Origin of the sequence: Mesorhizobium sp. B2-7-2 (assembly GCF_006440775.1) — a bacterium.
Taxonomy (GTDB): Bacteria; Pseudomonadota; Alphaproteobacteria; order Rhizobiales; family Rhizobiaceae; genus Mesorhizobium.
In genome coordinates, this window is record NZ_VFTZ01000011.1 from 52025 (window position 1) to 72905 (window position 20881).

General features: G+C 66.5%; 20 protein-coding genes and 1 riboswitch. Of the genes, 6 read left to right on the plus strand and 14 right to left on the minus strand.

Features of this window, described 5'->3' with window-relative positions; all coding sequences use genetic code 11:
* Positions 1–24: 24 nt before the first annotated feature.
* Genes cobS through cbiE form a run of 6 tightly spaced genes read right to left on the minus strand, consistent with a single transcriptional unit; the run spans position 25 to position 5413 of the window.
* Positions 25–792 carry an adenosylcobinamide-GDP ribazoletransferase gene (gene cobS / locus FJ425_RS16785; RefSeq protein WP_140543160.1) on the minus strand — a complete coding sequence of 256 codons (768 nt, stop codon included), beginning with the start codon at positions 790–792 and terminating at the stop codon, positions 25–27.
* Entirely contained in the window at positions 789–2105 is a 1317-nt protein-coding gene (locus FJ425_RS16790) for a cobyrinate a,c-diamide synthase (RefSeq protein ID WP_140724951.1), read from the minus strand. Before FJ425_RS16790 ends, cobS begins: the two co-directional genes overlap by 4 nt.
* On the minus strand, positions 2102–2917 hold the full coding sequence (gene cobA, locus FJ425_RS16795) for a uroporphyrinogen-III C-methyltransferase (protein WP_140626951.1): 816 nt from the start codon (positions 2915–2917) through the stop codon (positions 2102–2104). Before cobA ends, FJ425_RS16790 begins: the two co-directional genes overlap by 4 nt.
* Positions 2914–3678 carry a precorrin-4 C(11)-methyltransferase gene (gene cobM / locus FJ425_RS16800; protein WP_140626953.1) on the minus strand — a complete coding sequence of 255 codons (765 nt, stop codon included), beginning with the start codon at positions 3676–3678 and terminating at the stop codon, positions 2914–2916. Before cobM ends, cobA begins: the two co-directional genes overlap by 4 nt.
* On the minus strand, positions 3675–4172 hold the full coding sequence (locus FJ425_RS16805) for a cobalamin biosynthesis protein (protein WP_140628132.1): 498 nt from the start codon (positions 4170–4172) through the stop codon (positions 3675–3677). The genes cobM and FJ425_RS16805 overlap by 4 nt, the downstream gene beginning before the upstream one ends.
* Positions 4172–5413, minus strand: coding sequence for a precorrin-6y C5,15-methyltransferase (decarboxylating) subunit CbiE (gene cbiE, locus FJ425_RS16810; protein WP_140626955.1), 1242 nt, complete (start codon positions 5411–5413; stop codon positions 4172–4174). Before cbiE ends, FJ425_RS16805 begins: the two co-directional genes overlap by 1 nt.
* A gap of 1 nt (position 5414) precedes the next feature.
* Between cbiE and FJ425_RS16815 the strand changes: the two genes are divergently transcribed.
* Positions 5415–6182: a cobalt-precorrin-6A reductase gene (locus FJ425_RS16815; protein WP_140626956.1), complete on the plus strand. Its 768-nt coding sequence runs from the start codon at positions 5415–5417 to the stop codon at positions 6180–6182.
* Here the strand turns inward: FJ425_RS16815 and FJ425_RS16820 are convergent.
* The 8 genes from FJ425_RS16820 to FJ425_RS16855 form a co-directional block, all read right to left on the minus strand.
* On the minus strand, positions 6146–6910 hold the full coding sequence (locus FJ425_RS16820) for a precorrin-3B C(17)-methyltransferase (protein ID WP_140626958.1): 765 nt from the start codon (positions 6908–6910) through the stop codon (positions 6146–6148). The genes FJ425_RS16815 and FJ425_RS16820 overlap by 37 nt on opposite strands.
* Positions 6907–7656 (minus strand): precorrin-2 C(20)-methyltransferase, encoded by a 750-nt coding sequence (locus FJ425_RS16825; protein ID WP_140724954.1) that lies wholly within the window; start codon positions 7654–7656, stop codon positions 6907–6909. The genes FJ425_RS16820 and FJ425_RS16825 overlap by 4 nt, the downstream gene beginning before the upstream one ends.
* A complete protein-coding gene (locus FJ425_RS16830; protein ID WP_140626962.1) occupies positions 7653–8285 on the minus strand; it encodes a precorrin-8X methylmutase in 633 nt (210 codons plus the stop codon). The genes FJ425_RS16825 and FJ425_RS16830 overlap by 4 nt, the downstream gene beginning before the upstream one ends.
* The gene (gene cobG / locus FJ425_RS16835) at positions 8286–9761 is read right to left on the minus strand and encodes a precorrin-3B synthase (protein ID WP_140626964.1); all 1476 of its coding nucleotides are present in this window, start codon (positions 9759–9761) and stop codon (positions 8286–8288) included. It lies immediately after the preceding gene.
* Entirely contained in the window at positions 9758–13516 is a 3759-nt protein-coding gene (locus tag FJ425_RS16840; protein WP_140626966.1) for a cobaltochelatase subunit CobN, read from the minus strand. Before FJ425_RS16840 ends, cobG begins: the two co-directional genes overlap by 4 nt.
* Positions 13517–13534: 18 nt before the next feature.
* The gene (cobW, locus tag FJ425_RS16845) at positions 13535–14572 is read right to left on the minus strand and encodes a cobalamin biosynthesis protein CobW (protein WP_140545665.1); all 1038 of its coding nucleotides are present in this window, start codon (positions 14570–14572) and stop codon (positions 13535–13537) included.
* Positions 14569–15000 carry a DUF1636 family protein gene (locus FJ425_RS16850; protein WP_140628135.1) on the minus strand — a complete coding sequence of 144 codons (432 nt, stop codon included), beginning with the start codon at positions 14998–15000 and terminating at the stop codon, positions 14569–14571. Before FJ425_RS16850 ends, cobW begins: the two co-directional genes overlap by 4 nt.
* 39 nt (positions 15001–15039) lie before the next feature.
* A riboswitch (cobalamin riboswitch) is annotated at positions 15040–15243 on the minus strand.
* 30 nt (positions 15244–15273) lie between these two features.
* Positions 15274–16473, minus strand: coding sequence for a winged helix-turn-helix domain-containing protein (locus FJ425_RS16855; RefSeq protein WP_140626968.1), 1200 nt, complete (start codon positions 16471–16473; stop codon positions 15274–15276).
* 333 nt (positions 16474–16806) lie between these two features.
* On the opposite strand from FJ425_RS16855, the gene FJ425_RS16860 reads away from it, so the two are divergent.
* From FJ425_RS16860 to FJ425_RS16880, 5 genes are read left to right on the plus strand one after another with little or no spacing between them, the layout of a single operon-like run.
* Entirely contained in the window at positions 16807–17172 is a 366-nt protein-coding gene (locus FJ425_RS16860; protein ID WP_040982049.1) for an NADH-quinone oxidoreductase subunit A, read from the plus strand.
* On the plus strand, positions 17163–17744 hold the full coding sequence (locus FJ425_RS16865) for an NADH-quinone oxidoreductase subunit B (RefSeq protein WP_015317338.1): 582 nt from the start codon (positions 17163–17165) through the stop codon (positions 17742–17744). The genes FJ425_RS16860 and FJ425_RS16865 overlap by 10 nt, the downstream gene beginning before the upstream one ends.
* A 4-nt stretch (positions 17745–17748) precedes the next feature.
* On the plus strand, positions 17749–18351 hold the full coding sequence (locus FJ425_RS16870; protein ID WP_140626970.1) for an NADH-quinone oxidoreductase subunit C: 603 nt from the start codon (positions 17749–17751) through the stop codon (positions 18349–18351).
* A gap of 8 nt (positions 18352–18359) precedes the next feature.
* Positions 18360–19550, plus strand: a complete 1191-nt coding sequence (locus FJ425_RS16875) for an NADH-quinone oxidoreductase subunit D (RefSeq protein WP_140545668.1) — start codon at positions 18360–18362, stop codon at positions 19548–19550.
* Positions 19550–20872: an NADH-quinone oxidoreductase subunit E gene (locus FJ425_RS16880; protein WP_140626972.1), complete on the plus strand. Its 1323-nt coding sequence runs from the start codon at positions 19550–19552 to the stop codon at positions 20870–20872. The genes FJ425_RS16875 and FJ425_RS16880 overlap by 1 nt, the downstream gene beginning before the upstream one ends.
* Positions 20873–20881 lie beyond the last annotated feature (9 nt).

Here is a 20881-nt window from a genome sequence, read left to right on the forward strand (position 1 = left end):
GGGGGCAAGGTCTCCGAAAGTGAATCAGGAAAGGCAGACGGATGCGACGAGCAGCACGGCGATCTCGCCGAGCTGCTGCAGCGCGCCGATCGTGTCGCCGGTCTGGCCGCCGATCTGGCTGAGGCAAAGCGCGCGGAACGCCATGAAGACCAGGCCGAGCAGGATGAGCGCCGCTATCGCGCCGCCAAGGCCGAGCGCCAGCAGCGCCACCGCGCCGAGCGCAGCACCGATGACTGCGGTTTCGGTGGTGACGGTGCCTGCGCCCGCCGACAGGCCATCGCTGCGGGCCGGCGGCAGAAGATGCATGAAGGCGCCGAACAGGCCACGCGAGCCCGCATGCGCAGCAAGCAGCGCCAGGAACACGTGGCCCGGACCGGCGAGTTCGGAAAGCGCGCTCCAGCGGATGAGCAGCGACAGCCCAAGCGCGGCGGCGCCATAGGCGCCGATGCGGCTGTCGCGCATGATCTCCAGCTTCCTGTCGCGCGTCCTGCCGCCCCAAAAACCATCGGCGATATCGGAAAGCCCGTCCTCGTGCAGGCAGCCGGTGACGAGCATCGTCGCGGCGAGCGTGAGCGCCGCGGCCGGTGCTGTGGCGAGGCCGAAGACGGCGGCGATCGCATAGACAAGCGCGCCGATGATCGCCACCGCAAGACCGGCGAAGGGCGCTGCCCAGATCGCATCCGCCAGGCTGCGGCCGCCGAAGTCGCTCGAGGGTAACCTCAATCTGGTGAAGAAGACGAGGCTGAGGCCGATATCGTCAAGCACTTGCCGGGGTGCGGAAGGGCCGCTCATGCGCCCCTCGCAATGGCATGGAAGAAGGTGCCGCTGACATGGCCGCGCCGGTAGCCGGAGGCGCCGAGCGGGTTGCCCTGGCCATCGGCAAGGTCGGCCAAAGGCTCGTCATTGCCGGCAGCAAGCATCTGCGCGTAGTGGAATTCGTGACCGCGGATCAGCGTGCCCTCCGGTCCCAGCGGACAGGCGGCACGCAGCCGCGCTTCGCGATAGCCGAGGTTCATCTTGCGTTTGGCGAAGCTGGTCGAATGGCCAAGCAGGCCGAGCATCTTGTGGCTCTCGCCGTCCGCGTCTTCCAGCACCTCACCCAGCACCATGAAGCCGCCGCACTCGCCGTGAACCGACTTGGTCGCCGCAAAGCGCGCCATTCCGGCCTGGAAGTTCGTCGCGGCCGCAAGCTTGCCGGCATGCAGCTCGGGATAGCCGCCCGGCAGCCAGCAGACATCGCAGTCCGGCGAGGGCGCCTCGTCGGTAAGCGGCGAGAAGGGCACGATCTCGGCGCCGGCCTTGCGCCAATGCGAGGCGACATGCGGATAGAGGAAGGTGAAGGCGGCGTCCTCGGCCAGCGCAATGCGCTGCCCGGGCGGCCGCAAGGCATCGCCGAAGTCGCCGGCGTTCGGCTCTAGCGGGGATGCCAGCGCCAGGATGGCGTCGATGTCGAGCGACTTCTCGACCATGTCGGCCAGCCGGTCGAGATGCGCCATCAGGTTCTCGTATTCGCCGGCCTGGACGAGGCCGAGATGCCGCTCCGGCAGGTTGAGTGTCGGATCGCGCAGGATGGCGCCGACCACGGGCAGGCCGATCGCCTCGATAGCGTCGCCGGACAGGCGGCGATGGCGTTCGCTGCCGAGCCGGTTGAGCACGACGCCTGCCATGCGGACATCGGGATCGTAGGTCGCGAAACCCTTGGCCACCGCCGCCGCCGTGGTCGATTGGCCGGAAACGTCGAGCACCAGGAGCACAGGCAGGCCGTAGAGCCGGGCGAGATCGGCGGCCGAGCCGGAGCGGCCTTCCGGCGCGGGGATGCCGTCGAACAGGCCCATCGCGCTTTCGAGAATGATGTATTCGGCGTCGCCCGCGGCCTGGGCCGCCAGCGCGTTGAGCAAGGAAGGCGACATCGCCCAGCTGTCGAGATTGACGCCGGACAGGCCGGTCGCGGCGGCGTGGAAGCCCGGGTCGATATAATCCGGTCCGGACTTCGCGCCGCGCACCTTCAACCCTCGCCGGGCAAGCGCGCGCAGCAGGCCGATCGTGACGCTGGTCTTGCCCGAGCCGGAGCGCGGCGCGCCGACGATGATCGCGCGCGCCGTCATGCCTCGCCCGCCAGTGCCGCGCGCATGGCGACGATGCCGCCGACCACGATCAGCGCCGGCGAAGCGAGCCCGGCGGCCGCGGCCTCCTCAGCGATGGTGGTGAGCGTGGCGACGACGATGCGCTCCTGCGGCGTGGTCGCCGCGATGATCACGGCGGCCGGGGTCGACGGCGCTAGGCCGCCACTGAGCAGCTTTGCCGCGATGACCGGCAGATTGGCCATGCCCATATAGATGACGACCGGCTGTCCGGTGCGGGCGAGCGCGGCCCAGTCTATGTCGTCATCAGTGCCCGCCGCGTGGCCGGTGGCGAGGATGACCGCCTTGTTGATGCCGCGCATGGTGGCCGGAATGCCGGTGGCGGCCAGCGCGCTGAGACCGGAGGTGAGGCCGGAGAGCACCCGGAATGGAATTCTTTCGCCGGCGAGCGCCAGAGCCTCTTCGCCGCCGCGGCCGAAGATGTAGGGGTCGCCGCCCTTCAAGCGCACGACGCGGCGGCCTTCGCGCGCCAGGCGCAGGAGAAGGGCGTTAATGTCGTCCTGCTTCATCGAGGGCTGGCCGCCGCGTTTTCCGGCGTAGAAAAGCTCGGCACCTTGAGCGACCGCCACGACGTCGGGCGAGACCAGCGCGTCATAGACCAGCGCGTCGCATTGCCCGAGTGCGGCCAGCACCTCCAGCGTCAGGCAGCCGGGGTCGCCGGGGCCGGCGCCGGCCAGCCAGACATGGCCGGGTTCCAGCACGCGCGGCTTGAAGTTCAGCCGCGCCAGCGCCTGCTCCACATTTGCCCGTCCGTTCGTATTGGCGCTGCCGTTCACAATCCGTCCCGTCCGCGAAAACGCCGCTGGTAGTGGGCGTCGTACAATGAGCTTTCGCCGAAATCCTGCGCCGCGAGCGCGCTGCCGACGAAAATGATCGCCGTGCGCTCCATCGGGTTTTCCGCCAGCTGTGCTTCGATAGTGCCGAGCGTGCCGGTCAGAATGCGCTCGTCCGGCCAGGAGGCGCGAAAAACGACCGCGACCGGACACTCGGCGCCGTAGAGCGGCGTCAGATCCGCGACGACGCGGTCGATGGCATGGATGGCAAGATGAATGGCAAGCGTGGCGCCGGTGCGGCCGAAGCCGGCCAGCGTCTCGCCCGGTGGCATTTTTGAGGCGCGGCCGGAGACGCGGGTCAGCACTAGGCTTTGCGCGAGCTCGGGAATGGTGAGCTCGCGGCGAAGTGCGGCCGCCGCCGCCGCGAAAGAGGGCACGCCTGGGGTCAGCGTGTAGGGGATGCCGTGCTTTTCCAGGCGCCTGATCTGTTCGGCCACCGCGCTCCACACCGAAAGGTCGCCGGAATGCAGGCGCGAGACATCCTGGCCGGCCTTGTGCGCGGCGACATATTCGGCCTCGATCTCGTCGAGCGACATCGGCGCGGTGTCGATCAATTTGGTGCCTGGCGCGCAATGCTCGAGCAGCTCCGGCGCGACGATCGAGCCGGCATAGAGGCAGACCGGACAACTGGCCAGGAGCCGCGCGCCGCGCAGCGTGATGAGATCGGCCGCACCTGGACCGGCGCCGATGAAATGGACGGTCATGGCGCATCTCCGCTGATGGCGATGGCGCAGGTGACCGGGCCAAGAACTGTGCGGGGCCCGAGCAGTCTCGCGCCGGCCCCGGCAACCGCGAGGGCCGACGCCTCCGAAACCGACGGTGTGCCGGCGAGTTCTTGCGAAAGGTTGCGTGAGGCGGCCCCCTCATCCGGCCCTTCGGGCCACCTTCTCCCCGGTGGGGAGAAGAGACTGGCGCCAGCGCTGGTAGCCTCCTCTCCCCTCGGGGAGAGGTCAGCCGAGCGAAGCGGAGGCTGGGTGAGGGGGAGCGGTGGTTCGGAGCCAGCGGCATCCACCACTATCACCGGGAGGCTGAGCTTACGACCGGCGGCAAAAATGGCTTCTTCGTTGCGTTTGAATTCGGTTGTCGCCAAGGCGGACAATGCCGTTATGGTCAGGCCATGCGCTTCGAGCGCGGTCTCGATCGCCGCCAGCACGTCTTCGACACTCACGCCCTTCCGGCTGCCGATGCCCGCGACCATCATAGCTTGATCCAGCTCCACTGCGTGACCGGCATGGCCGGTCGCCATGCCTGCATCGAGCCGACAGGCGCCGCGCGCGAGAGCGCAATTCGGGTGAGGTCGCCGCCACGCCTGTTGTGCAGGTCGAGCAGCAGCGCCTCCATCTCCAGCGTTACCGCATTTGCGACCAGCCGGCCGCCGGGACGCAGCGCCTTGATCGCCTTCTCCAGCACGCCGGCATCGCTGCCGCCGCCGCCGATGAAGATGGCATCGGGCATCTCCAATTTTGCCAGCGCCTTCGGCGCGGCTCCTTCGATCACGACGAGGCCGGGCACGCCGCAATGCGCGGCGTTGCGGTGGATGCGGGCGGCGCGCTCGCTATTGGCTTCGATGGCGATGGCGCGCAGGGAGGAATGAGCCAGCATCCACTCGATGCCGATCGAGCCGGAACCGGCGCCGATGTCCCACAGCAGCTCGCCGCGCCGTGGCGCCAGCGCCGATAGCGTGATGGCGCGGATCTCGCGCTTGGTGATCTGGCCGTCATGCTCGAACAGATGATCGGCAAGCCCGACGGTCAGAGGCAGGATGCGCGCATCCGGTGTCGATTCAATTTCGAGCGCCAGCACATTGAGCGGGTTGATGTTTTTGAGGTCGAAGGCATCGGCGCGGGAGGTCCGAAGCGCCTCATCCATACCGCCGAGCGCTTCGAGGACCGTCAACCGCGAAGAGCCGAAACCGAGCTCGTCGAGCAGTGCGGCGATAGCCGCCGGCGCATCGGCGTCGGAGGTGAGCGCCAGGATGCGCGCGCAGGGATGGAGCAGGGGCCGGATCAGGTCGATCGAATGGCCGTGCAGCGAGATGGTCTCCACGTCCTGCAAGGCCCAGCCGAGGCGGGAGGCGGCCAGCGACAGAGACGAGGGCGCCGGCAGGACGAGCATTTGCTCCGGCTTGACCTTGCGGGCCAGCGTGACGCCGACACCATGGAAAAACGGGTCGCCGGACGCGAGCACGCAGATTTTTTTACCCTTGAGCGCCAGCACGTCGCGCATTTCGGCATCGAATGGCGTCGGCCATGAGCGGGTTTCGCCCTTGGCCAGCAAGGCGACAAGGCTGAGATGCCGCTTGCCGCCGAAGACGACGTCCGCCTGCGCAATGCGCTGCTTGGCCTCGTCGCCGAGACCCGCTACACCGTCCTCGCCGATGCCGACGATGGTGAGCCATTTGGAGGCGGGCTTGGCGGCGCGCGGACCCTTAGCAGGCATGATGACCCACCGTATCCTGATCCTCGGCGGAACGACGGAAGCCCGGCAGCTGACCGGGACGCTCGTCCGTCGCGAGGAACTGTCGGTCACACTGTCGCTTGCCGGCCGCACCGAAAGCCCGGTCGCGCAAAGCGTGCCGGTGCGTGTCGGCGGCTTTGGTGGCGCCGACGGGCTGGCCGCCTATCTTCGCGAAGAACACGTCGATCTGCTGATCGACGCCACGCATCCATACGCCGCGCGTATTTCGGCCAACGCCGCCGAAGCGGCAAGGCAGACGGACGTGCCGATCCTGGCGCTGCGCCGTCCCGGCTGGGAACCCGTGACGGGTGATCGCTGGACGCTGGTTGACAATGTCACCGAGGCGGCACGAGCGCTCGGCACGGCGCCGCGTCGTGTCTTCCTGGCGATCGGCCGGCAGGAGGCGGGCGCGTTCCAGGCCGCTCCGCAGCACCACTACCTGATCCGCAGCGTCGACCCGGTCGAGCCGAAGCTTGCCGTGCCCGATGCGCTCTACCTGTTGGCGCGCGGGCCGTTCCCGGAAGCGGACGAACGGGCGTTGCTCGAAGAATATGGCATCGACGCCGTCGTTTCCAAGAACAGCGGCGGCCAGGCGACCTATGGCAAGATCGCCGCTGCGCGGGCGCTCGGCATCGACGTGGTCATGATCCGCCGACCGCCTTTGCCGGACGTTCCTTCGGCCGAAACCGTCGATGCGCTGGCGGCAAAAGTCGATCATCTTTTCGACCCCGTTGCCGAACGCGGCGTGTAGACCAGCGCGGGTTTTTTGCCGCGCTTGATGATGCGGGTCTCGGGCGAGCCGATGATGATGCAGGTCGCCATGTCAGCCTTTGCCGCATCGGCATCCGCCAGCAGGAAAACCTCGATGCGCTCGTCGGGCCGGCCGGCGGCGCGGCCGAAGATCACCGGCGTGGTGCCGGGCAGGATCGCCTTCAGGCATTCGAAGGCGCGGCCAAGCTGCCAGGGGCGAGCCTTGCTGATGGGATTGTAGAGCGCGATGACGAAGCCGGCCCCGGCCGCCGCCAACAGGCGCAGCTCGATCAGCTCCCAAGGCTTCAGATTGTCGGAGAGCGAGATGGCGCAGAAATCATGGCCGAGCGGCGCGCCGATGCGGGCGGCAACAGCAAGCATGGCGGTGACGCCGGGAACGACCGACAGGTCGATGGCGCGCCATTCGGCCGGGCCTGCTTCGATCGCCTCGCAAACCGCCGCCGCCATGGCGAAGACGCCGGGATCGCCGCCGGAAACGACGGCGACGTTGTGGCCTTCTGCGGCCTTGGCCAGCGCTTCGTTGGAGCGGGCGAGTTCCTCGCGATTGTCCGAAGCGATGCGGGTCTGGTCCTGCCGCAGCTTCAGCCGGTCGAGATAGGGCTTGTAGCCATAGAAGAAGGAAGCCTCGGCGACGGCATTGGCAGCCTGCGGCGTGACCTGGTCGGCATTGCCGGGTCCGAGACCGATGACGGTAAGGCGGCCGCTCATGGCTTGGCACCCGGGCGAGCCGACCAGCCGGCAACCAGCACGATGGCGAAATAGGGCGCCTTGTCGTCCGGTTTCTCGGCGAGCCGCATCGAGACGCTGCCCGGCATGGTGCCGCGCTCGACATAGACGGCCTTCGCCAGCTTGCCGGTCGCTTCTAGCGCGCGGCGGATTTTTGGCAGGTTGCGACCGACCTTCATGATGACGGCGGCATCGGTGTCGGCGAGGCGACGGGTCAGCTCGAACTCGCTCATCGTGCCCGGCAGCACACTCAGCACGTCGTCGCCTTGGACGATCGGCAGGCCGGTGCTCGACCAGCAGCCCGACATGGCGGTGATGCCCGGGATGACCTCGGTCGGGAAGCGGTGCACCAGGCGCACATGCAGATGCATGTAGGAGCCGTAGAACAGCGGATCGCCTTCCGACAGCACCGCCACCATCCTGCCGGCGCCGAGATGCCGGGCGACCTGTTCGGCCGATTGCTCGTAAAAATCGGCGATCTGCGCGCGGTAGTCGTCGTGGTCCTTGTCGATCTCGGTCGTCACCGGATAGAGCAGCGGCAGCTCGATCATGTCCGGCCGGAAGCGCGCCTGGACGATGGCACGCGCATTGCTGTTGTTGCCGCGCTTGGCGAAATAGGCGACGACGTCGGCCTCGGCCAGCGCGCGCGCTGCCTTCAGTGTCAGAAGCTCCGGATCGCCAGGGCCGGTGCCGACGCCGACGAGACGGCCTTTCATGATCGCGTTCACAGGCCCGGCCTCGCCAACGAATTGAGCGCGGCGGCGGTCATGGCGCTGCCGCCGAGCCTGCCGCGCACGATGGCGTAGGGCACGCCATAGGAATTTTCGGCCAGCGCATCCTTGGATTCGGCAGCGCCGACGAAGCCGACCGGCATGCCGATGATCGCGGCCGGCTTCGGCGCGCCGTCGCGCAGCTTCTCCAAGAGATAGAAGAGCGCGGTCGGCGCATTGCCGATGGCGACGACAGAGCCGGCCATGCGCTCGCCCCAGAGGTCGATCGCGGCAGCCGAACGCGTGTTGCCGATTTGCTTGGCGATGTCGTGCGTGCGCGGGTCGCGCAGCGTGCATATCACTTCGTTGTCGGCCGGCAGCCGGGCGCGGGTGACGCCGTGCGCCACCATCTCGGCATCGCAGAAGATCGGCGCGCCAGCGGCGAGCGCGGTCCGGGCGGCGGCAACGAAATTGTTCGAGAAGACGAAATGGCTGGCGGCTTCGACCTGGCCGCAGGCATGGATCATGCGGATCGCGACATCGGCCTCCGCTTCCGAGAAGCGAGACAGGTCCGCCTCGGCGCGGATGATGGCGAAAGAGCGCTCGTAGATCGCCGTCCCGTCATGGATATAGTCGTAGGCGGCCATTCACTGGTTCCGTCGATAGAGTTCGGCGATGCCGGCAGCGCCAAACCTTGCCAGGCAGGCGGCGGCGGTTTCGCCGGGATGTCGTGCGTTTTGGAGCGCCACCGCAATACTGGCGACCCCGCGCGCGGCGTCATAGCCCGGCCTGTACGCGGCAGGAAGGGTCTTTGCCGTCCCGTCCACGACAAGTCCGGCTCCGTTTTCGTCGCCGACCAGGGTGAGCGCGGTGGTGCCGGGATGCGCGCAGCCCTTGGCGCAGCCTGAGATATGCAGGGTCAGCGAGGCGTCGAGAAGGTCCGCGCTTTCCTTTGCGATGGTTTCGGCGACGGCGCGGGTGGCGATGCGGCCGGACGCGCAAGCCGGCGTGCCGGGGCAGGCGGCGATGCGGGTGCGCGGATCGGCAGGGTCGGTGACGAAGCCGAGAGCGGCGGCGGAGGATTGGAGAGAGGAGGGGGCGGAGAGGCCGAGGAAGAGCAAGGCGCGACCTGGGGCGAGGCGGATTTCGGTGGCGCCGAGGTTTGAGGCTTGGGTGGCGAGGTCGATGAGGGACTGCGCCGGCATGCTGCCGTAGGGCAGGGCGATGCCTAGGGCGTGGGTGTGGGTGAGAGTGAAGGTGCCAATGGGGCTTCTTGTAGGTTGCTGCTCTACGGCGCCCCCCTCTGTCCTGCCGGACATCTCCCCCTCTAGGGGGGAGATTGCCTTGTCACCGCGGCTTTCGCCAATTTCCAACGCTGAAAGTGCAGAGCCGGCGCGGGAACTGCCAATCTCCCCCCTAGAGGGGGAGATGTCCGGCAGGACAGAGGGGGGCGCGACGGAATGCCAGCCTGCGAGAGAAGCCAACTGTCTCTCCGAAAGATCCCGGGTGTGCGCCTCGCGACCTTTTTCGGCGACCATCCGAAGAGCCGCGACTGCAATGTCGCGCGCGCCATCCGCATCGACCGTCGCGAGCGGCTTCGCACTCCGCCCGTCGCCGGCAACCGATATGCTCCATTGAACGCCCGCCGCAGCCCGCACCGCCTTCAGCCTTAAATCGGCTGTCAGCGCATTCATCGTCAGCTGCCCACCTCCATCGACTACCACCGACACCTTCGGTCCCACCCTTGTCGTCAGGCCGGCCGCTTCAATCGCCGCGCTTATCCGCTCAGCCAGCGGACGCGGATCGGCGATCTCTTCCGGATCGATCCCAGCCAACGGCCCCGTCTCGACCGGCACCCCCGTCCGCACTTCGATCCCCAGCGCATCTACTTCGTCCGCCAGCAGCCGGGCGCTTTCCGCCGTCAAACCACGAATCTGCAGGCTGCCGCGCGCTGTCACCTCCATGATGCCGTTGCCGTGGCGCAAGGCGGATTCGCCGAGCCCGATCAGCGGCTTGGGCGAAATTCCTCCAGCCACCGGGTTGAGCCGCACGAGCAGCCCGTCGCCGGTGTGCATCGGGGCGCTGAGGGCCGGGCAGGCGCCGCGGCGCGAGAAGGCGTTCATGCCGCCACCTCGCTTGCCTGGGCCTCGGCGATCAGGGCCGCGAGGTCGTCGTCGATGGAATTCCTGAGCGGATGCCAGAGACCGCGCCGACGCGCGGAGAGAAGCCGCTCGGCGATGACCTTCGCCGCCGCCGGATTCTCGCGCAGCAGGAAGGCGCGCACGTCCGGGTCGCCAACATAGGCGTCGTGCACTGCCTCGATCAGCGCGCCGGGAATCGCATGGGTGGTTTCGGCGAAGCCGACCAGACGGTCGACCGTTTCGGCGAATTCGGAGGCGCCGCGCGGGCCGTGGCGCATCTGACCGGCGATGAAGCGCGGGTTGACGGCGCGGGCGCGGACCACGCGCGATACCGCTTCTCCGACCGAACGCGGCTTTGGCTTCTTCGGGTCTGTCGTGTCGAGCACGATGACGTCGGCATTCCGGCCAAGTGCTGCAAGGGCAGCCGAAAAGCCGCCGATGAAGGCGACGTCGGCCGAGCCTTCGAGGATGTCGCGGCCCGGATCGTCGCCGGTGTGGACGAGGAGATCGGCTTCGGCGATCCGGCCTTCGAAAGCGCCGGGCGCGGAAATCGCCTGGCCCTCGGCGCCGCCATAGGCGTGCGAGGTGGCGTCGAGATAGGCGCGGCCGATCTCTTCGCGCGCGCCCCATTCGCCGCGCGACAGCAAGTCCTCGACGCCGGCGCCATAAGATCCCGGCGAGGTGCCGAAAATGCGCGGGCTGATCTTCCCCTGAGCGCGCGTCGCCGCGGCGAGCGGGTTTTCCGTGTCGTCCTCGTCGCGGCTGGCGACCGCGTTGGCAGCGGCGTCGATCAACGCGATCTGGGTCGGAAACATGTCGCGGAACAGGCCGGAGATGCGCCAGGTGACGTCGACGCGCGGGCGGCCGAGCGTGGCCGGCGGCAGCACCTCGATACCGGTGACGCGGCCCGTCGCGGCATCCCATTGCGGCCGGCAGCCCATCAGCGCCAGGCCTTGCGCGATCTCTTCGCCGCCGGTGCGCAAGGAGGCGGAGCCCCAGAGGTCGATGACCAACGAGCGCGGCCAGTCGCCATGGCTTTGCATATAGCTGCGCACCACTTCCTCCGCTGCCGCCTGGCCGAGGTCATAGGCAGTCGGTGTCGGCATGGTGCGCGGATCGGAGGTGAAGAGGTTGCGGCCGGTGGGCAGCACGTCGGAGCGGCCGCGCGCCGGCGCACCGGCAGGTCCTGCCTTGACGTGACGGCCGTCGAGCGCGGCAAGCAGGGCTGCTTTTTCCGCGTCCGCGCTTTGCCGGCGCAGCGGATCGGCTTCGTCCTGCGGCGCGCGGCCATAGATATGCAGCCCGTCCTTGACGGCGAAATCCTTGAGGTCGCAGAGCCAGGCGTCGATGCGGCGCAGCGCTTCGTCCGGAGCGTCTGTGCCGGCAACGCCGGCTTCGGACGCAAGGCCGGTCTTTTGCGCCGTCTCGACGATCAATTTGGCCAGACGGTCGCGGCGGCGGCGGTCGAGGCCGTCGGCCTGGGCATATTCGTCTACCAAGCGCTCCAGCTTCTGTTGCGCCTCGTCTAGGCCGGCGCCGGTCAGCGGCGGCGGTAGATGGCCGAGGGTGACCGCCGAGATGCGGCGCTTGGCCTGCGCCGCCTCGCCCGGATTGGAGACGATGAAGGGATAGATGACGGGCAGCGATCCGGTGACGATCTCGGGGAAGCAGGTTCCGGAGAGGGCCACCGTCTTGCCCGGCAGCCATTCCAGCGTGCCATGCGCGCCGACATGGATGATGGCATGCACGCCGAGCGATTTCTGCAGCCAGAGGCCGAAAGCGATCAGCTCGTGGCGTGGGGGCAGCGTCGGGTCGTGATAGTCGGCGCGGCGATCGGCGGAGCGGCCGCGGTCGGGGGCCAGCGCCACGGTGACGTTGCCGAAGGTCGCGGCGCGGAAGGGGAAGTGGTTGTAGGAACTGGCCTGCGAAGGTAGGCGTTCTGTCGCCCCCCTCTCTGTCCTGCCGGACATCTCCCCCTCAAGGGGGGAGATTATTCCTTCACCTCGGCTTTCGCCACCCACTTGGGTTGCAGGAAGGGCACCATCGATGGAACTGCCAATCTCCCCCCCTGAGGGGGAGATGTCCGGCAGGACAGAGAGGGGGGCCTCGCGCAGCCCTATCTCGTCACCCCATGCGGCCTTTACGGCATCGCGCGCTCCCTCGGGCAGATCTGCCGAAAGGGCGAGATAATCCATCAAGGCAAGGCCGTGCCCACCCACCTCCAGCGCATCCAGCAATCCCCGCGGCGATTGCGGAATCCCCTCAACCGCATAGCCCTGTTCCTTCAGGTCATGCAGCATCGCAAGCACACTGGAGGGCACATCGAGCCCGACGGCATAACCTGTACGTCCGGGCGCGCTCGGATAGTCAGGGATCAGGATCGCGAGCTTGCGTTTGGCCCGCGCCGTCCGCTGCAGGCGGATAAAGGCGGCGACGCGCTTGGCGACCTGCGCCACGCGGTCCGCCTCCGGCCGGTTGGCGAAGGCGCGGAAGGCGAGCGCCGGATCGGTCTCGACCTCGCCCTTGAAGGAGATGGCGCCGGCCAGGATGCGGCCGTCGAGCTCGGGCAGGACGACATGCATGGCAAGGTCGGCGGGCGCCAGGCCGCGCTGGTTCTTTTCCCAGACCTCGCGCCTGGTGGTGGCGACGATGACCTGGAAGACGGGCACGCCCGCGCGGTCGAAGAGGGTCTCGGCGCCGGGTTCCGCGCCGGAGGCGAAAGCAGTGGCGGTGACAATGGCTGAGGGGTTCGATGTTGCGATGGCATTCTCTACGAAGGCCAGGGATGCCGGATCTTTGAGGCTGGAGACGAAGATCGGCACGGGGGTGAGCCCTTGCAGCTTCAACGCTTCCACGAGAACGTTGATCGGCGCTACGTCTGCCGCCAACAGCATCGAGCGGTAGAAGAGGATGGGGATAGCCGGGGCGCTGAGGTTGCCAGCGTCGAGTTCCGTCGCCCCCCCCTCTGTCCTGCCGGACATCTCCCCCTCAAGGGGGGAGATTGTTCTGTGGTCGACGGTTTCGCCAACTGTAGATGTTTCAAGTAGCTCGATATTTGACGAAGCAGAGATAGAGCCGGCTTGGGTGACAGCTGATCTCCCCCCTTGAGGGGGAGATGTCCGGCAGGACAGAGGGGGGGGCGAAGGATCGCCGACGCTCGACAGGACTGGCTTTTCGACAACTCCCAGACCCGGCTCATAATACCCCGCCTTCGGCACGCTGACCGGTTCGGCCACGGCCGCATCCGACCCCGCAAGCCTTGCCAGCCTTTGCACCAGCGCGCTCATATTCGCCGGGCCGCCTTCGCGGAAATAGCCGAGCAGAGCGTCCAACTCGGCACGCGGCAGGGTCGAGGCTTCGATCAGCCGCTGGTCCTCGTCATGGCTTTCGCCGGGCAGCAATGCCAGCTTGATGCCGCGCTCGCGCGCGACCGCGGCGAGCTGGTCGCAGCCATAGCGCCACCAGTCATAGCCGCCGAGGATGCGCACCAGCACCACCCTGGCGTGGCGGGCGACGCTGTCGATCCACAGGTCCACCGACATCGGGTGCCGAAGGTCGCGCAGCGCCGCCAACCGCATCGATGGTAGCCGCCCCGCATCCGCCGTCCAGGCGGTGGCCAGGCCGGCGAGATCGCTGTCGGTAAAAGACAGTGCCACGACATCCGCAGGCGCCTGCCTGAGGTCGATCGGCTCGGCGAGGTCGTCGAGCGAAGCGGATGTGGTGGCGAGGATGTGCATCGCTTTTTGGTATTAGCCTCAGCCGGCGAGGATACGCTCGATCGCCGGGCGGTTCAGCCCCTTGAGGCCGATGACGACGAGCCGCGAGCGGCGATCGTCCTCGGACGTCCAGGCGCGGTCGTAGTAATGATTGACGCGTGGGCCGACCGCCTGGAGCAGGAGCCGCATCGGCTTGCCGCCGACCTCGACGAAACCTTTGACGCGCAATACGTTTTCCTGCTCGGCGGCAAGGGCGACGCGCTCGGCCAGCTCGTCGGGATTGGTGATCGAGGGGATATCGAGGACGAAGGAATCGAAATCGTCGTGCTCATGGTCGAGCTCGTCGTCGTGATGGGTCTTGCGGTTCTCGATGTCGTCCTCCACCGCAAGGCCAAGGCCGAGCAGCACGGACGGATCGACCTTGCCCTGCGCTGTCGGCACGATCTTGACGGCACGCGCGACATGCTCGCCGATGACGGCGTTGGCACGGGCGGAGCCTGCCGCATCCATCAGGTCGCTCTTCGACAGGATGATCAGGTCGGCGCAGGCGATCTGGTCCTCGAACACCTCCTCGACCGGATCGTCATGGTCGAGGGAATCGTCCGCCGCACGCTGCGCCTGCAGCGCATCCATATCGGAAGCGACACGGCCGTCGGCGAGCGCCGGGCCGTCGACCACGGCGATGACGCCATCGACCGTCACGCGGCTCTTCACGCTCGGCCACTGGAATGCCTGCACCAGCGGCTTCGGCAGAGCGAGGCCCGAGGTTTCGATCAGGATGTGATCGACCTTGGGGTTGAGCGACAGGATTCGGTCGAGCGCCGGCACGAAATCGTCGGCAACGGTGCAGCAGATGCAGCCATTGGCGAGCTCGACGATGTTCTCCTCCGGACAGGAGTCGACGCCGCAGCCTTTGAGAATCTCGCCGTCTATGCCGACATCGCCGAACTCGTTGACGATGATCGCCAGCCGCTTGCCCTTGGCGTTCTCGAGCAGGTTGCGGATCAGCGTCGTCTTGCCGGCGCCGAGGAAGCCGGTGACGACGGTGCAGGGCACACGGGAAACGGATGCGTTCATGGTCGGTCCTTCAGCATGTCGAGGGGAGGGATGCGGGCAACCAGGCCGCGCTTGAGAGAATCGGGCCGGCCGCGCCAGGGGATCAGGCCGTCGGTCGAGGTGGCGAAGAGTTTCGCGCCGGTGACGAGATCGGCGCCGCTGGTCGTGTTCAGATCGCCGAAGACGTAGCTCCAGCAGCCGTCGCGCAGCAGCGCCGCGCTTAGCCGGCGCTTGCAGTTGCCGAGGCATTCGACGGTACGGATGTCGATCTTTTCGCCGCAAGCCGCCCGACGCGTGTCTTCGGCAAGCAGCGCGCCGGCGCGCGGATGCGCATCCGACCCGGTCTCGTCGCGGCAGGATGAGCAGACGATGACGGCGACGCCGGCCAAAGCATCGGGCTCGGACGGAACATCCGCACTGTTTGCCGGGAAACTGCCGTTGCGATCCAAAACCATGCTCCTTGCCCGGAAAACCCGCCGGGCATTCGGATACTTAAAGTCTCAGACGGCAGGTCTCCTGGCTCGCGGGTCGTCGCCCTGAATGCCGCCTTCCCGGGAACATCCCAGTGGTTTTCGGCAGAGGCTCGTCGCTTACAGTTGCGGGGACAGCCGCGGATTTGGGTTTTGGCCCGCACCGCATTCCCTCTTGGCTCCTCCCTTTGCCGGGAGAAGACCGTCTGGGTCAGGATTTAGGCTTACGGCTAGGTCCCTGTCAACGCGCAGCTACGACACCGCGATGTCGGCCAGCGCCGGTCCGACGTCGCCGGCCGGCGTCACTTCGATTGACTCCAGGCCGAGCCAGCCCTGCATCTGCTTCAACTCGTCGAAGAGCTGGGCGGCCGTTTCGGGCGGGGCGCCGGCCTCGGCATAGGCAGCGTGGACACGCAACACGCTGGCCGGGCGATCGGCCCTCAGATCGACGCGGGCGACGATCCGGTCGCCGAGCAGGAAGGGCAGCACGTAGTAGCCATATTGGCGTTTCTCGGCCGGCGTGTAGATCTCTATGCGGTAGCGGAAATCGAAGAGTTTCTCGGTCCTGGTGCGTTCGAAGACGACGGGATCGAAGGGGGCGAGCAGGGCACGCGCTTCTATCCGGCGCGGAAAACGGGCGTCCTTGTGGAGATAGGCGGTCTTGTCCCAACCTTCGACCTTCACCGGCAGCAATTCGCCGGCATCGACCAGTTCCTCGATGCGATCCTTCGTGTCGCCCGGCGCGAGACGAAAATAGTCGCGAAGGTCGCCATAGGTGGCGATGCCATGGGCGCGGGCCGAGATGCGTAGCAACTCGCGATGCGCGTCCTCGACGGAGGGTACGGGCAGGTCGAGGACCGCCTGCGGCAAAACGCGCTCGGGCAGGTCGTAATAGCGTTCGAAGCCGCGGCGGTAGGCGGTGGTGATGCGCCCGGCCCAGAACAGCCATTCGAAAGCGTGCTTGGCCTCGCTCCAGCCCCACCAGCCGCCATTGCCCTTGTGGCCTTCGATATCGGAGGCGGCGATCGGACCGCGATCGGCGACCTCTCTATATATCTCGTCGATCATTTCCTTGCGTTCACGGCCCCATTTCGCCAGGCCGAGATACATCTCGTCGCCCTGCTCGGCGCGCTGCATGCGCCAGCGCATCAAAGGGTAGGTCTCGACGGGCAGGAACGACGCCTCATGCGCCCAGTATTCGAACACGGCGCGCTTGCGGGTGACCGCGGCATTGTCGAGCAGCGTAAGCGGGTAGGGGCCGAGGCGCGAATAGAGCGGCATGTAATGCGCGCGCACCACCGCGCTCACGGAATCGATCTGCAAGAGGCCGGTTCGCGAAAGTACCCGTGCAAGGTGGCGGCGATCCGGAATACCACTGGGCCTAGGGTCGTTGAACCCTTGCGCGCCGAGCGAAATGCGCCTCGCCATGGCCAGCGAAATCTTGTCCTTCATCAGGTGTCCTTGCCCGATCATCTGCTGGATTTTTAGCCGGTGATTCCTGTCATGCTAGCAGGCAAATGGCGGGAGATATGTCAGGAGAGAAAAGTGGAGTAAAAGCTGAAGGAAATCAAACAGGAGCGGATCGGACCAGTTTCTTCCGATAAGGCGTCCAGCGCCGCGATTTGAACAACGTTTGACTTGCGTCACCGAAACCGCTGCGCTAACCCTCGCCGCGTTGCAGCATGGGCCCGTTAAAACGGTTCAGCGGTTAAACTGTCACGCTTCCGCATTAGAGTCCGTTGCTGTAATCAAAGTGAACTGCCCCCGCCGAAGGAAAGTCGCCGCATGAGCGCACTCCTAAGTTCGTACCTGCCTATCGTGCTGTTCATCGCCGTGGCGATGATCGTCGGTCTGGCGCTCATCGTCGCTCCGTTCCTTGTGGCCTACCGCAATCCCGACCCGGAAAAGCTTTCCGCCTATGAATGCGGGTTCAACTCGTTCGACGACGCCCGCATGAAGTTCGACATCCGCTTCTACCTGGTGTCGATCCTGTTCATCATCTTCGATCTCGAGGTCGCCTTCCTGTTCCCGTGGGCGGTGTCCTTCTCGAAGCTCGGCATGCTCGGCTTCTGGTCGATGATGGTGTTCCTGGCGGTGCTGACCATCGGTTTTGCCTATGAATGGAAAAAAGGAGCGCTGGAATGGGATTGAACGACAGTTCAGGCACCCTCGTCGCGCCGAAGCCCAAGGGCATCATCGACCCCAACACCGGCAGGCCGGTGGGGGAGGACGATCCCTTCTTCCTCGAAATCAACAATGAGCTGGCCGACAAGGGTTTCCTCGTCACGTCGACCGAGGCGCTGATCACCTGGGCGCGCAGCGGCTCGCTGATGTTCATGACTTTCGGCCTCGCCTGCTGCGCGGTCGAGATGATCCACACCTCAATGCCGCGCTATGACTCGGAGCGCTTCGGCGTCGCCCCGCGCGCGTCGCCGCGCCAGTCCGACATTATGATCGTCGCCGGCACGCTGACCAACAAGATGGCGCCGGCGCTGCGCAAGGTCTACGACCAGATGCCGGAGCCGCGCTACGTCATCTCGATGGGCTCCTGCGCCAATGGCGGCGGCTACTACCACTATTCCTATTCGGTGGTGCGCGGCTGCGACCGCGTCGTGCCGGTCGACATTTATGTGCCCGGCTGCCCGCCGAGCGCGGAAGCACTGCTCTACGGCATTCTCCTTCTGCAGAAGAAGATCCGCCGCACCGGCACGATCGAACGGTGAGCCGATGACCCTGGCGTTGAATGAACTCTCCACCTATCTCGGCGAGAAGCTCTCCGGCCGCATCGGCGAAGCCGTGATTGCGTATGGCGAGCTGACGGTTTCGGTGGAACCGGGCAATCTGATCGAGGTGGCGACCTTCCTGCGCGACGATCCGCGCTGCCAGTTCATCTCGATCATCGATGTCTGCGGAGCGGACTACCCGTCGCGCGCCAGGCGCTTCGACGTCGTCTATCACCTCCTGTCGCCGAAGCAGAATGCGCGCGTCCGCCTCAAGGTCCAGGCCGACGAGGAGACGCTGGTGCCGTCGCTGACCGGCGTCTATCCGGGCGCCGACTGGTTCGAGCGCGAGACCTACGACCTTTACGGCGTGCTGTTCTCGGGCCATCCGGACCTGCGCCGCATTCTCACCGATTATGGTTTCGAGGGCCATCCGCTGCGCAAGGATTTCCCGCTGACCGGTTTCGTCGAGGTTCGCTACGACGACGAGGCCAAGCGGGTGATCTACGAGCCGGTCGAGCTCAAGCAGGAATTCCGCAATTTCGATTTTCTTTCTCCCTGGGAAGGGACGGACTACGTCCTGCCGGGGGATGAGAAGGCGAAGCAGTAGGGCGACCCATGGCTGAAACCTCCGTCCGCAACTTCAACATCAACTTCGGTCCGCAGCATCCTGCGGCGCATGGCGTTTTGCGCCTGGTGCTGGAGCTGGACGGCGAAGTGGTCGACCGCGTCGATCCGCATATCGGTCTGCTGCATCGCGGCACCGAGAAGCTGATCGAGGCCAAGACCTATCTGCAGGCAGTGCCCTATCTCGACCGGCTGGATTATTGCGCGCCGATGAACCAGGAGCATGCCTTTGCGCTCGCGGCCGAGCGCCTGCTCGGCATCGAGGTGCCGAAGCGCGGTCAGCTGATCCGCGTGCTCTATTCCGAGATGGGCCGCATCATGTCGCACATCTTGAATGTGACGACGCAGGCCATGGACGTCGGCGCGCTGACGCCGCCGCTGTGGGGCTTCGTCGAGCGCGAAAAGCTGATGGTGTTCTATGAGCGCGCTAGCGGTTCGCGCATGCATGCGGCCTATTTCCGGCCGGGCGGCGTGCACCAGGACCTGCCGCAGAAGCTGGTCGAGGACATCGGCAAGTGGATCGACCCGTTCCTGAAGTCGATCGACGATCTCGACGCGCTCTTGACCGGCAACCGCATCTTCAAGCAGCGCAATGTCGATATCGGCATCGTGTCGCTGGCCGACGCCTGGGCCTGGGGCTTTTCGGGCGTGATGGTGCGCGGCTCGGGCGCTGCCTGGGACCTGCGCAAATCGCAGCCCTATGAATGCTATTCCGAGATGGATTTCGACATTCCGATCGGCAAGAACGGCGACTGCTACGACCGTTACCTGGTGCGTATGGAAGAGATGCGCCAGTCGGCCAGGATCATGCGCCAATGCGTCGATCTCTTGTTGGGCAAGGAAAGCGCCGGCCCGGTGTCGAACCTCGACGGCAAGGTCGTGCCGCCGAAGCGCGCTGCAATGAAGCGCTCGATGGAAGCGCTGATCCATCACTTCAAGCTCTATACCGAGGGCTACCGCGTGCCGGCCGGCGAGGTCTATGCGGCCGTCGAGGCGCCGAAGGGCGAATTCGGCGTCTACCTGGTCTCCGACGGCACCAACAAGCCCTATCGCTGCAAGCTGCGCGCCCCCGGTTTCGCGCATCTGCAAGCCATGGATTTCCTGTGCCGCGGCCACATGCTGGCCGACGTCACCGCCGTGCTTGGCTCCCTCGACATCGTGTTTGGTGAGGTCGATCGCTAATGTCAGTCCGCCGTCTTGCAGAAGCCAGCCTCCAGCCAGCCACCTTCGCCTTCAACGAGGCGAACGCGGCAGCCGCACAGCAGTGGATCGCCAAATATCCGAAAGGGCGCGAGCAGTCGGCGATCATCCCGCTGCTGATGATTGCGCAGGAGCAGGAAGGCTGGGTCACCAAAGCGGCGATCGAGACGATCTCGGACATGCTCGGCATGCCGCGCATCCGCGGCCTCGAGGTCGCGACCTTCTACACGCAGTACCAGCTCAATCCGGTCGGCACGCGCGCCCATATCCAGGTCTGCGGCACCACGCCCTGCATGCTGCGCGGCTCGGAAGCGCTGATGGATGTGTGCCGTTCGAAAATCCATCACGACCAGTTCCACACCAACGATAAGGGCACGCTGTCGTGGGAGGAGGTCGAATGCCTCGGCGCCTGCGTCAACGCGCCGATGGTCATGATCTTCAAGGACACTTTCGAGGACCTGACGCCTGAGCGGCTGACCGAGATCATCGATCTCTACGACGCCGGCAAGGGCGCCGAGGTGAAGCCTGGTCCGCAGAACGGCCGCCACGGGTCCGAGCCGGCTACCGGGCTGACGACGCTGACCAGCGAAAAGGCGATCCTGAAGTCGACGCGCGACAAGGAAGCCAGGGCGGCGGCGAAAGCCGCCAAGGAAGCTCTCGCGTCGGCGCCGCCTGTAGCTTCCGCCGCAGCCCCGGCACCCGCTGCGCCGGCAAGCTCGGCGCCAGCTCCGGCCGCCTCTGGCCCGGTTGGACCGTCAAAATCCAGCAAGCCGAAGACCCATGCGGCTGAAACCAGCCCGGCGCTCAACACGCCGTCGCCGGTCAAGGTCGCCCCGGCCACCGAGAACGGCGCCAGCGTCAGGGCGCCGCGTCATTCGGCCGCCAACGCCAACCAGGCCGCTCCGGAAGTCGAGGCGGTTTCAAAGCCGCGCAGCGGGCCGAAGACCAAGGCCGAGCCGGCCACCGCTTTCAAGGCGCCGGAAACCAAGCAGCCTGTCGCCAAGACGGCGAAACCTTCGCTCGACGACAAGAACCGGCCGGCCGGCATCGAGCGCCCGGCAACGGTCGACGATCTCAAGCTGATCTCAGGCGTCGGCCCGAAGATCGAAGGCACCCTGCATTCGCTGGGCATCTACACCTTCGCGCAGGTCGCCGCCTGGAAGAAGGCCGAGCGCGAATGGGTCGACGGCTATCTCAATTTCCGCGGCCGCATCGAGCGCGACGACTGGGTGAAGCAGGCCAAGGCGCTCGCCAAGGGCGGCGTCGCCGAATACATCCGCGTCTTCGGCAAGAAGCCGGTCTGAGGGACGAAA